This window comes from Erwinia typographi, from assembly GCF_000773975.1.
Classification (GTDB): domain Bacteria; phylum Pseudomonadota; class Gammaproteobacteria; order Enterobacterales; family Enterobacteriaceae; genus Erwinia; species Erwinia typographi.
Genome location: NZ_JRUQ01000062.1, coordinates 16892 through 29783 on the forward strand (window position 1 = coordinate 16892; position 12892 = coordinate 29783).

The 12892-nt window shown below is 58.5% G+C and carries 8 protein-coding genes; 2 read left to right on the top strand and 6 right to left on the bottom strand.

The genetic code is table 11. The features are described from left to right. Window positions 1-145 precede the first annotated feature (145 nt). The 6 genes from fhuB to hrpB form a co-directional block, all read right to left on the bottom strand. Window positions 146-2125: a Fe(3+)-hydroxamate ABC transporter permease FhuB gene (gene fhuB / locus NG99_RS21180; RefSeq protein WP_034897414.1), complete on the bottom strand. Its 1980-nt coding sequence runs from the start codon at window positions 2123-2125 to the stop codon at window positions 146-148. Next, window positions 2122-3003, bottom strand: coding sequence for a Fe(3+)-hydroxamate ABC transporter substrate-binding protein FhuD (gene fhuD / locus NG99_RS21185; RefSeq protein ID WP_034897417.1), 882 nt, complete (start codon window positions 3001-3003; stop codon window positions 2122-2124). Before fhuD ends, fhuB begins: the two co-directional genes overlap by 4 nt. Before the next feature lie 16 nt (window positions 3004-3019). Continuing rightward, window positions 3020-3814, bottom strand: coding sequence for a Fe3+-hydroxamate ABC transporter ATP-binding protein FhuC (gene fhuC, locus NG99_RS21190; protein ID WP_034897420.1), 795 nt, complete (start codon window positions 3812-3814; stop codon window positions 3020-3022). 48 nt (window positions 3815-3862) lie between these two features. Continuing rightward, window positions 3863-6091, bottom strand: a complete 2229-nt coding sequence (gene fhuA, locus NG99_RS21195) for a ferrichrome porin FhuA (RefSeq protein WP_157032674.1) — start codon at window positions 6089-6091, stop codon at window positions 3863-3865. 282 nt (window positions 6092-6373) lie between these two features. Next, entirely contained in the window at window positions 6374-8878 is a 2505-nt protein-coding gene (mrcB, locus tag NG99_RS21200; protein ID WP_034897422.1) for a bifunctional glycosyl transferase/transpeptidase, read from the bottom strand. Window positions 8879-8985: 107 nt separating this feature from the next. Beyond that, on the bottom strand, window positions 8986-11427 hold the full coding sequence (gene hrpB, locus NG99_RS21205; protein ID WP_034897900.1) for an ATP-dependent helicase HrpB: 2442 nt from the start codon (window positions 11425-11427) through the stop codon (window positions 8986-8988). Between the two features lie 76 nt (window positions 11428-11503). Between hrpB and thpR the strand changes: the two genes are divergently transcribed. Continuing rightward, window positions 11504-12043 (top strand): RNA 2',3'-cyclic phosphodiesterase, encoded by a 540-nt coding sequence (gene thpR, locus NG99_RS21210; protein WP_034897425.1) that lies wholly within the window; start codon window positions 11504-11506, stop codon window positions 12041-12043. Further along, entirely contained in the window at window positions 12040-12744 is a 705-nt protein-coding gene (gene sfsA / locus NG99_RS21215) for a DNA/RNA nuclease SfsA (RefSeq protein ID WP_034897428.1), read from the top strand. The genes thpR and sfsA overlap by 4 nt, the downstream gene beginning before the upstream one ends. Window positions 12745-12892: the final 148 nt, after the last annotated feature.

The following is a 12892-nucleotide window of genomic DNA, read 5'->3' on the forward strand; positions in this document are numbered from 1 at the left end:
CGGTCATTCCGGCTGCGAGGCGATCCCCACCTCACAGGCATAAAAAAACGCCGGATGAGCCTTTCATCCGGCGTTTTTTGTCGGCTGCCCTGGTGGAGAGTACCGACCTCAGCCCGCCATGTGCTGCTGCAAGCGTCTGTGCTGCTCAGACCTTACGCAGCAGATAAACAAAATAAGGCGCGCCGATAAAGGTAGCCAGCAGCCCTGCCGGGATCTGATTCGGAAACGCCACGATGCGTCCACACCAGTCGGCAATCGCCATCAGCATACCGCCCATTAGCGCCGCCATCATTAGCTGCGGCATTGCCCGGCGGAAGCCAAGCATTCGCACAATATGCGGCGCCATCAGCCCGATAAAGCTCAGAGGACCGATGGTCAGCGTGGCCGCCGCCGTCAGCGCCGCCGCCAGCAGCAGCAGCGAGAAGCGCGAAGGCTTGAGCGCCATGCCCAGCGAACGGGCCGTCTCGCCGCCCAGCGGCAGCAGCGTCAGCCAGCGGCGGCATAGCGGCACCAGCGCCAGCAAAATAACGGCGATGCCCACCGTGCGCCAGGCCTGGGCGGCATCCACGCCATAGGTTGAACCTGAGATCCACGTCATCAGGTTTGCCATTCGCGGGTCGCCGCTCGCCAGCAGCATCAGCAGCAGCGTGGCAAATGCCGTGCTCAGCGCCATCCCGGCCAGCAGCATACGTTCCGGTGAGAAACCGCCCCGTCCGCCCACGACGGTGATAATCAGCAGCGTGATCGCCGCGCCAAGGCTTCCCGCCGGCAGCAGCCAGCCAAAGGCATCGCCTGGCACCAGAAATAGCATCACCACCACGCCAAAGGCCGCGCCGGAGCTGATCCCCAGCACTTCCGGGCTGGCCATCGGATTCCCGGTGAGGCGCTGAACGATACAGCCTGCCGCGCCAAGCATCATACCGGTGGCAATGGCGGCCACCAGCCGCGGCATACGCCACGGCAGCAGCTGGTGCCACAGCTCGCCGCTTACCCAACTCCAGCCCTGCGCGTCGCGACCGAAGCCCAGCGCCGCTACGGAGAGAACCAGCAGCGCAATGCCGCCAATCGCCGCCCACAGCAGCACATGGTGTCGTTCAGCAGGCACATGGTCGCCACGGTTCATCGCCGGTGGCACGGCTGCGGTGCGCAGACGCGGCAATAACCACAGCAGCAGCGGCGAGCCAATAATTGCCGTAGCCGTACCGGTAGAGACCTCTCGCCAGTTATCGGTCAGCCACACCACCACCTGGTCGGCCAGCCACAGCAGCAGCATACCAATCACCGGCGCCAGCAGCAGGCGGCTAATTAACCGTCTTGCCCCCAGCATTTTTGCCAGCAGCGGCGCGAAAAGCCCAATAAAGCCAATGATCCCGGCGGCATTAACCAGCTGCGCGCTGAGCACAATAGCCAGCGCCAGCACGCCAAGACGGGCCGCCGACAGCGCCAGTCCCAGGTTTTTAGCCACGCCGTCATCCAGTCCCATCAGCGTCATCGGCCGCAGCAGCAGTAACGACAGCACAAACCCCACCAGCAGTTTGGGCCAGATAAAGCTGACGCTGTGCCAGTCCATCTGGTTGAGCGTGCCGGTGCTCCACAGGAACATGTTTTGCAGGCGCTCGTGGTTAAACAGCCCAAGAAGCTGGTTTACCGCCCCACAGTAAAGCGACATCACCAGGCCAGCGAGGATCAGCGTGACCGGAGAGAGCCGTTTACCCCAGGCAATGCCAAACACGATCAGCCCAACGACAATCGCCCCGACCATCGCGGCCACCTGTTGGGTAAACAGGCCGCCCGGCAGGCTCCAGAGCGTGACCACCGTCAGCCCCAGCTGCGCACCGGTCGCGACCCCCAGCGTTGTTGGCTCGGCCAGAGGGTTGCGCAGCACCTGCTGGAACAGCAGCCCCACCAGCCCCAGCCCCGCGCCCACCAGCAGCGACAGCGACAGACGCGGCAGCAGGCTGTAGTGAAAGACCATCTGGTCAACGCTGTTTTGATCGACGGCAGAGATCGCGCTTTGCCATTGGCTAACGGGAAGATGCTGGCTGAAGTTGTAACAGGTCAGCGCGACGGCCAGCAGCAGCAGCGCCGTCAGCAGAACGATGGGGAAACGCAGAGACGTTTTCATGCGGCCACCAACGCGCTGTCCAGCAGCCGACAAAAGCGCATCGCCGAGAGCGTGCCGCCGTAAAACCAGACCTGCGGAACCCGATGAAAGCGGTTCTGACGGACAAAAGGCATCGACTGCCAGAGCGGCGTGACGATCACCTGATCCATCATCAGATCCTCGCCGTGATCGAAGCAGACCACATCAACATCCTTCATCGACGCCAGCCTTTCAATGCCAATCACCGCGCTGCCCCAGAAGTTCGTCTCTCCCTGCCAGGCATTCTCAATGCCCAGATTGTCCATCACTTCCAGGAACAGACTGCCCTTACCAAATACCAGCGTATGGCGAGGGTCCAGTACCGACATCAGCAGCAGAGGTCTTTTAGGGCGGTTTGCCAGCCGGGCTTTGGACTGAATAACAAAGGCATCATATTCCGCCAGATGCTGCTGTGCCTGAGGCACACGATCGAGCTTTCTGGCGAGCTGCATCAGGGACTCTCTGGAGACGGTCAGCGGCTTGCCCCGATCGTCGCTAAAGGCAAACCCCATGCTCGGCGCGATTTTATCAAGGGTTGTTACTGAAGGGCCGTAGCCAGAAGAGTAGAGAAGCAGCGAGGGCTTCATCTGGATCATCAGTTCGATATTGGGTTCGGTTCGCAGCCCTACGTCCACGGTTTCTGGCGGCAGCGCCGGCTCACCTACCCACAACCCATAGTTATAGATCTCCGCCGCGCCCATCGGCGACACGCCAAGCGCCATCAGCAGCTCGGTCGGCCGCCATTCCAGAGAAATAATACGCTGGATATCCACAGAAGATTCTGCCTGGGCGCGCCAGGCCGGAAGCAGGGGGGAAAGCGCCATAGCCATCAGCAGGCGGCGGCGAAATAAATCAGGCATTGAGAAAGTCATTCCCTTAGTAAACAAAGCTCACCGGCGCACCGCCGTTAGGGTGAGGCAGGATCCCCATCGGGATACCATAAATTTTCTTGAGCACGTCGGCCTGCATAATCTCACTGGCATCGCCTTCGGCAATGACCCGACCGCTGTGCAGGGCAACCATGTGGTCGCAGTAGCGGGCGGCAATATTAATATCGTGCAGTACCGCGATCACCGTCAGGCCGCGCTCGCGGCTCAGACGCTGGATCAGGGCCAGCACTTCAATCTGATGCGCAATATCCAGCGCTGAAGTCGGTTCATCCAGCAGCAGGCAGCGGCTGTTCTGCGCTACCAGCATGGCGATCCATGCACGCTGACGCTCGCCGCCGGACAGGCTGTCGACCAGGCGTTGAGCAAAAGGTTTGAGTCCAACCAGGGTGATAGCCTCCTCCACACGCTCACGATCTTCTGCGCCATAGCGCCCCAGCGCGCCGTGCCACGGATAGCGGCCCATCGACACCAGCTCGCGTACCGTCATTCCTTCGGCAGCAGGAAGCTGCTGCGGCAGGTAAGCCACCTCGCGGGCAAAAGCTTTACTTTGCCAGTCGGAAATCGCCTTGCCGTTCAGCAGCACCAGCCCCTCAGCGGCGGGTTGATGACGACCCAGCAGCTTCAGCAGCGTCGATTTCCCTGAACCATTATGACCAATCAGCCCGCAAACTTTTCCCGCAGGAAAGGTTAACGACAGCGGCTGCAACAGCGTTCTGCCGGGTACGGTAAACGAGGCGTTATCAAGCGAGAAGATAGTTTCTGATGCGTGAGGATGAGACATAGGGGTCTTCTGATTGGTGGGCGCGGCGAACCGCGCCCGATTTAAAGATTAGAAACGGAAGGTTGCAGTACCGACAATTTGACGGCCTGCGCCCCAGAAACAGCCGTAAGTCTGGAAGCAGCTGGCGACATAATCACGATCCAGCAGGTTATTCACGTTGATTGCCAGGCTTGAGCCATAAAGACCAAAACGTCCCAGATCGTATTTCACCACGGCATCCATCACCGCCGCACTGCCGACCTTAAAGGTATTGTTCGGGTCGCCGTAGCTTGAACCGATAAAACGTCCACCGGCACCCACGGTTAAGCCGCTGATAGCCCCGCTGTTAAAGGTGTAGTCGCCCCACAGTGAAGCCATATGCTTAGGCACCTGCTCTGGCGTGTTGCCTTTCAGCGTGGTGTCTTTGGTGAACTCCGCTTCGGTGTAGGTATAAGAGGCCGTCATATTGATATTCGGCGTCAGCGCAGCTTTGCTTTCCAGCTCTACGCCACGAGCACGAACTTCACCTGATGGCACCTGATTGAGGGCGTTGTTCGGGTCTGCCGTCAGGTTGTCGCTTTTAGTCAGCTGATACACCGCCGCCGTCATCACAATCGGCCGGTCTTTCGGCACATATTTCACGCCCGCTTCATACTGCTCGCCTTTGGAAGGCGCGTACGCTACGCGCGGCGTGCTGTAGAGGCTAAAGGCGTTCGGCTCGAAGGACTGGCTGTAGCTAAAGTAAGGAGATATGCCGTTATCAAACAGGTAGTTAACGCCACCACGCCAGGTAAACTTACGGTCATTACGTTCAATATAACCGTTGTCAGCGCGCACGGTAGTCGCCTGAGTTGACCAGTCGTAACGGCCGCCCAGGGTGAAGACCCATTTGTCCCATTCGGCCTGATCCTGAACATAGATACCGGTCTGTTTGGATTCGTTCATCTGATAAGGCACGGCGTCGCCAAAATCAACGTCGTTCATTGATGGCAGATTATCCAGATCCAGCGACGGCGCATTGCCAAACAGCGCGCTGATATCATTACGCATACGGGAGTAGTCCACGCCCGTTAACAGCGTGTGGTCCATATCGCCGGTGGCGAATTTGCTCTGCAACTGTGTATCGACGCTGAAGTTCTGTAAGCGTTCATTATCCACAACGGTACCACGGCCCAGGTAGTGCGCCTGCTGAGCTGGGGTCAGCGACTGGCAGTAGCTGTTGAAGCCGTTCATGCTGTTGTTACACAGCCCGGTGCCATAAGCACTCTTCTGAGCCGTTTTCATTTCAGTGTAACGAAGGTTCTGACGCACGGTGAAAGTATCATTGAAGCCATGTTCAAAGGCATAGCCGACCATTTTCTCGTTACGGGAATAGGTATTGTTGGTGGCGCCTTCATTAAAGTCAGTCGGCAAGTGACCACCGTTCGGCAGCGGCTGAACGGTCCCCTCTTTCGGCAGCCAGCCGTAGTACCCGGTTTCTGGCTCGTTCTGGAAATAGGAGAGGAAGGTAAAGTTAGTTTTGTCATCCGGGCGCCAGCTGAACGAAGGCGCGATGGCATAACGCTGGGTTTCCGCATTGGTCTGCTGTTCGTTGGCAGAGCGGGCCAGACCGGTCAGGCGATAGGAGAACTCACCGTTATCGTCCAGCGAATCGCTGAAGTCAAAGCCGGTTTGCATCAGGCTATCGGTACCCATTTTGAACTGGATTTCGCGCAGTGGCTCGGTAGTCGGACGCTTGCTGACCATAGAGACGATACCGCCAGGACTGCTTTTTCCGTACAGCACTGACGTTGGGCCGCGCATTAACTCAACGCGCTCCAGGAAATAAGGGTCGATCACCGCATCATTATAGAAGTCGCCCTGTAACTTCTGCCCATCCAGATAGTTGTTCTGGTTCAGACCGCGTGAAGAGAAGCCACGGATGATCACGAAATCATAGGTGTTAGAGGCGCCGCGGCTGCTCACGGTCACACCCGGCGTATAGCCCAGCGCTTCCTTTACCGACAGCGGCTGACGGGTATCCAGTTCCTGGCGGGTAACGATTGAAACAGACTGCGGATTCTTTTCAATCGGCGTATCGGTTTTGGTGCCGGTCGCGCTGTGCTTGGCGGCAATAGTTGGAGCGGGTCCCCACGCACTCTCCTGCGCTGCCGCGCTGTTCGCGTTAGCATCTACGGTGATGGTTTCTTCTCCGGCGGCGAAAACAGAAGAAGAAAGGGCCATTGCAACAAGGAGTGCCAGACGACGAATAGAGGTATTCACTGGCAAGGATAAACGGTTGAAAGACAAAGTAGCCATTTCGCTTTTCTCTGAATGAGATTGGTTGAATGTAAACGTAAACGAGAATTATTATTATAACGATTGGATAATATGCGAAAGAACGGCGGTTCTGCAAGCAGAAATCCCACGTCGGCAGGCCGTTTGCCGCAGGAATAACCCAATGTAAAGTAGGGGAAATGAAGCGGTAGCCATAAGGTTATGTCGAAGAGCCGAAATGTTATGCCTTTTCTCTCGCCCACCCGCTATCACGGACAAAAAAAACCGGCTCATCGCGAGCCGGCTTATTGGGATCGGCAAAGGCTATTTGCCGAACATATCCTTGATCCAGCCAGCCACGCCGTTACTGTCTTTCTGCTCGTTCTGCTGCTGCTGTTGCAACTCCTGTTGCTGCTGTTGCTGCTGCTGAACCTGCTGCTGTTGCTGCTGGCAGAGCGCGTTGGCATCGGTGGTCCAGACTGGCAAAGTCCGCCAGGTGCTGCTGCCCGTGCCGCAGACGAAGTTACCGGCTGAATCAACGCTCATTGGCGCAATGTCCTCCGGCGGCGTTGGCATCAGTGGCATCGGAGCCTGGTTATCCAGATAGCGACGATATAACTGCATCGCACCGCTGGCACCATACAGCTTGGTTGGCTGGTTGTTGTCGCGGCCTACCCAGGTAATCGCCACTTCTTTGCCATCCACACCGGCAAACCAGCTGTCGACCAGATTATTGGTAGTCCCGGTTTTACCGGCCAGATGCGCTTTTGGATAGCGCGCGCCCAGCGCACGCGCGGTGCCGTGATCGGCAACCTGCTGCATGGTGTAAAGCGTCAGATAAGCGGCCTGAGCCGGCACTGCGCGCTCCGCCTGAGGGAAACTCTGGAACAGCACCGTTCCATCTTCCGCAATCACCGAGCGCAGCGCCGAAACCGGCGCGCGATTCCCGCCGCTGGCGATCGTCTGGAACGCCTGAGCCACCTCAATCGGCGTCAGGTTCAGCGCGCCCAGCAGCATCGCCGGAACCGGGTGAAGCTGATCTTTACCCACGCCCAGTTTTGTCCAGGTATCAATCACCTGCGGCAGCCCCAGCGTCATGCCCAGATTCACCGTTGGCACGTTCATGGAGTTGGTCAGCGCATCCACCAGCATCACCTGACCACTGAAACGGCGATCGTCGTTCTCCGGTTTCCACACCTGGCCATTAGGCTGCTTCAGCGCAATCGGGTTATCGGCTATCCAGGTATTCAGGCGGTACTTATCCGGCTGGCTCAGCGCCGTCAGATAGGTGGCCGGTTTTGCCAGTGAGCCAATCGAACGGCGTGCCTGCAACGCACGGTTGTAGCCGGCAAATTGCGGATCGGAACCGCCAACCATCGCGCGCACTTCGCCACTGAAGCGGTCAACAACAACCATTGCCGTTTCCAGATCCTTCAGCCCACGCTGTTTACGCAGCGCCGGGATCCCCTCTTCAACCGATTTCTCTGCCGCATCCTGCGAGACCGAATCCAGCGTGGTAAAGATCTTCACGCCGGAGAGATCTTTGACCTTATCGCCCAGCTTCGCCTGTAGCTCGTTACGCACCATCTGCATAAAGGCGGGCTGAGGCGTGATCACCCCGCCCTTAGGCTGCACGCCCAGAGGACGAGCGCTGAGCATGTCGTACAGCTCCTGGTCAATGACTTTTTGCTGTTGCAGCAGACGAAGAACCAGATTGCGGCGCTCCAGCGCCAACTTCGGATTGCGCCACGGGTTGTACAGCGACGCCCCTTTCACCATGCCGACCAGCAGTGCCTGCTGATCGAGGCTCAGTTCATCAACCGGACGGCCGAAGTAATAAAGGCTGGCCAGCGGGAAGCCGCGGATCTGATCGTTACCCGCCTGACCGAGGTAGACCTCGTTGAGATAGAGCTCCAGGATGCGATCTTTGCTGTAGCGCGCGTCCATTATCAGCGCCATGTAGGCTTCATTAGCCTTACGCCACAGCGAACGTTCGTTGGTCAGGAACAGGTTTTTCACCAGCTGCTGAGTCAGCGTACTGCCGCCCTGCACCGCCCTTCCAGCGGTAATGTTAGCCAGAAACGCCCGGCCAATCGAATACAGGCTGATGCCATCATGGGTATAGAAGTGGCGGTCTTCGGTCGCCACCAGCGTGTCCACCAGCAGATCCGGGAATCCGGCGCGCGGGACGAACAGGCGCTGCTCGCCGTTCGGTGATTGCAGCATGGTGATCAGACGCGGATCGAGACGGAAGAAGCCAAAGTCACGACCGCTGTCGAGGTTTTTGATCTCGTTGAGCGAATCACCGCTGAAGCTCAGCTTCGCGCGGATTTGCCCTTCTTTACTGTCCGGGAAGTCAAACGGCCGACGGATCATCTCAATGCTGTTAGCCTGCACGGTAAACTCGCCGGGACGCGTCATTTTCGTCACTTCGCGATACTGCGTGCCTTCCAGCAGGGCGATCATCTCTTTTTTGCTGTAAGACATACCGGGCTCGAGGTTGACCATGCGGCCATAAACCGTTGCCGGAAGCTGCCAGACTTTGCCATCGATACGGCTGCGGATTTGCGAGTCGAGGTAAACCCCGTACACGGCCATCACCACGATAAAGACCAGCAGCAGCTTGATAAATAAGCTCAGCCAGCGCCTTTTCTTGCCGGGCGGACGCCCTTTTCCTTTACGTGGCACCGGTTCTACCTCCTCGTCATCCTGAAAATCATCATAATCATCCTCGTATTCCTCTTCCCTGCGGCGACCTCGGCCCGCCGCCTTACGCGGGGGTTTGGGCTGTTTTCCTTTGCGCCCAATGGGTTCGCGATCGTCAGACATGCGTTTTTATTCTCCAGGAACGGCTGTCGGCAGCGCCGACTACTTTGTTCTTACTCAGTTAGCTTCGGAACGGGAACCTTCCGAAATGCGTACTCCGGCGACCTCGATCAGGAAGGCGCTGAAAACTTTTTAGTTCGCCGCGTGGGCAACGCGGTTGCCGGATCGTCCGGCCATGCGTGTTTCGGATAACGCCCTTTCATCTCTTTCTGCACCTCGCGCCAGGCTCCCTGCCAGAACCCCGCCAGATCGCGGGTGATCTGCAAAGGTCGCTGAGCCGGTGAAAGCAGCTCAAGCACCAGAGGAATCCGCCCATTCGCCACTGTGGGATTTTGCGCTTCGCCAAACATCTCCTGCAGGCGAACGGCCAGCGCCGGGGGCTTCTCTTCATCATAACGGATGGGAAGCCGACTTCCGGTCGGCACAGTGTAATGAGTTGGCAGGACAGTATCCAGTTGCTGACGCTGTGACCATGTGAGCAATTGTAATAAAGCGCCTGCCAGATCAATCTGTTTCAGCCCTTTCGCATCGCGCACGCCGCTCATCGCCGGTAGCAGCCACTGCTCCAGCGAGGCCAGCAGATCCGCCTCGCCGACGGCTGGCCACGCCTCTTCCGGCAGCCACTGGCGGGCGCACAGCATACGGATACGCAGTTGCCCGGCCAGCGGAGTCCAGTTCAGGACGGAAAGGCCTTTAGCGCGGACCCAGCGTAGCATCGCCGGATGCAGTTCGGCCTCCTCGGGCTTACTCAGCGGTTGAGATTTTATCACCAGCTCGCCGATTTGCTCACGCCGCCAGGCGCGAAGCGTGCCGCGTTCTTCATCCCACTCCACTTCCGTACGCGTCTCTGACAGCGAAGGGCACTGCGCGATTAGCGTGCCGATCTCGACCGGCAGCGCCTGTAGAATACGCGCGTCGGGCTGTGCGCTGCCCTGCAACAGAGCAGGAGCAATCAGCCACTCATAGCGGGTTAACGCGGCGTCGTTGTCCAGCATCGCGCCCATGCCGTTAGCCAGCTGATAGCGCCCTTCGCCACCGCGCCGCCTGGCGATCCGGTCGGGAAACGCGCTTGCCAGCAGCGGAGCGATAAGATCGCTGTCCGCTATGCCGCCGGCTGTGTTAAGACGCCGCTGCAACTGCGCGGCACGCTTTTGCCAGTTTGGCTGGCGGCGGTGGAAGCTGTCCCGCAGGTCTTCACTACCCCGCGCAGGCTCCTCCAGCATCGCCACCAGCCAGGCCGCCGTGGCGACTTTATCCGCATCGCCCTCAGCCTCAACCAGCAGCGCGGCGAAACGCGGTTCGCTGCCCAGCCTGGCCATGCTCCTGCCTTTAGCGGTAAGCATTCCGGCTTTATCGGTCGCGCCCAGCTGATGCAGCAGCCGCCGCGCCTGCTGAAGGTTATACTCCGGCGGCGAATCCAGCCAGCTTAGCTGGCTGACGTCGTGACAGCCCCACTGCAACAAATCCAGCCACAGCGACGCTAAATCGCTGTGCAAAATCTCGGCTTCGGCATGGCTGGCCGCGCGTTCGGCCTGTTCTTTCGCGATCAGATGCAGGCACAGCCCCGGCTCCAGTCTGCCAGCACGCCCCGCACGCTGAGTCATCGAGGCCTGACTGACCCGCTGGGTTTGCAGACGGGTTAATCCCGTACGCGTATCAAACACCCCGGATCTTTCCAGCGCGCTGTCGACGACCAGACGTATCCCTTCAATAGTCAGGCTGGTTTCGGCAATATTGGTTGCCAGTACCACTTTGCGCCGTCCCGCAGGCGCAGGCAGGATCGCCTTCCGCTGTTCGTTCAGCGGCAGCGCACCGTATAAAGGGCAGAGATCGATATCGCTATCGACAGTGGAGCTAAGCAGCGTTTGTATCCGCTGAATCTCACCCACGCCGGGCAGAAACAGCAGCAGCGAACCGTTCTCTTCTCGCAGCAGCTGACTGACCTGACGCGCTACCGCTTCATCAAAGCGCAGGTTTGCCGCCAGCGAGGCATAGCGCCGCTCAACGGGAAAAGAGCGTCCTTCAGAGCAAATCATCGGCGCGGCGGGCAGTAGCGTTTGCAGGCGCTGATTGTCCAGCGTGGCGGACATCAACAGGATTTTCAGGTCATCACGCAGCCCCTGCTGCACGTCCAGCAGCAGCGCAAGCGCAAGATCCGCCTGCAAACTGCGCTCGTGGAACTCATCGAGGATCACCAGCGACACCCCTTCCAGCATCGGATCCTGTTGCAGCAGCCGGGTCAGAATCCCTTCGGTCACCACTTCAAGACGGGTTGCTGGCCCGACCCGGCTCTCCGAGCGCATCCGGTAGCCAATGGTTTCGCCTGGCTGCTCGCCCAGCTGTTCGGCCAGCCGCTGCGCGACGTTGCGCGCTGCCAGCCGCCGCGGCTCCAGCAGCAGGATACGTCCGCTAAAGTCGGCCTGTTGCAGGATCTGTAGCGGAAGCCAGGTGGATTTGCCCGCGCCGGTTGGGGCCGCCAGCAGCACCTGCGGAGAACAACGCAGCGCCGCAAGCAGTCCGGTTAATACCGCGCTTACCGGTAATGAACTCACGTTTTGCTCCATAACGTCATGGTCTAAATCTGCCGGGCATTGTAGCATCCCTGTTTCTGGAAAACCGGAGAGCACCATGAGTGAGCAAAAAAGGCTGTTTTTCGCCATCACTTTGCCGGAAGAGAGCAGGCAAAGCATCATTCAGTGGCGTGCTGATACTTTTCCTGCAGAAGCTGGTCGCCCGGTTGCCGCCGCGAATTTACACCTGACGCTGGCGTTTCTCGGCGACATCGGCGAAGAAAAAACCCAGGCGCTGATGCAACAGGCCGGACGCATCCGACAGCAAGCCTTTTCCCTGACGCTGGACGACGCCGGGCACTGGCCACGATCGGGCGTAGTCTGGCTGGGACCAAAGCAGTCGCCGCGCGGGCTACTCCAGCTGGCGGAACTGCTGCGGTCGCAGGCCGCCAGAAGCGGCTGTTCTCAAAGCCCTTTGCCCTATCATCCTCATGTCACATTACTGCGTAACGCTACGCACCCAGTCTCGTTACCACCGCGGAATTTTAGCTGGTCGTTGCGCGTCGAGCGTTTTGCGCTGTTTCAGTCGGTCTTTGCACAGGGCCGTACGCGTTATCAGCAGCTTGCGGACTGGGCATTAACACAGGAAAGAGTATGAAGTTTTCACCTGCGCTACGTTCTGCGACGTTGATTAAGCGCTATAAACGTTTTCTGGCCGATGTGATCACGCCAGAAGGCGAAACGCTGACCCTCCACTGCGCCAACACCGGTGCCATGACCGGCTGCGCCACGCCCGGCGACACCGTGTGGTACTCCACGTCGGACAGCCTGACGAGAAAGTATCCGCACAGCTGGGAGCTGACGGAGACGCAGCAGGGCGACTGGATTTGCGTGAATACCTTACGCGCCAATAGCTTAGTAAAGGAGGCATTTACGCTGGGGTTTCTTCCAGAATTGTCCTGTTATCAAAGCCTGCGTGCCGAGGTGAAATATGGCGCGGAAAAAAGCCGCATCGACTTTCTGCTGCAGGCAGACAACAGGGTAAACTGCTATATTGAAGTCAAATCCGTGACGTTACTTCAGCAAGGTAAAGGGTATTTCCCGGATGCGGTTACCGAACGCGGCCAAAAGCATCTTCGCGAACTGGCGAAAATTGCCGAAAATGGTGAGCGTGCGGTTCTGTTTTTTGCCGTTCTGCACTCGGGGATTGAGGACGTTTCCCCGGCGCGTCACATTGACGCGCGTTACGCAGAACTACTGGCACAGGCTCAGCAGAGTGGGGTTGAGGTGCTTTGTTATAAAGCCCAGTTATCGCCGGACGAGATGTTACTGATACAGCCGTTAAGGGTAGAGTTGTAAAATCAGGCGCAATTTGCTGTTATAGACTTGGTCTAAGCGGGCGCTAAATACGCTTTTCCTCACAGGCTTGTCAAGGTATGTTCAGGAATAATTGCCAACCTCGATCGCTTCTGCTATTTATAGCGGCCTGTTTTTATCCCCTTTGGGG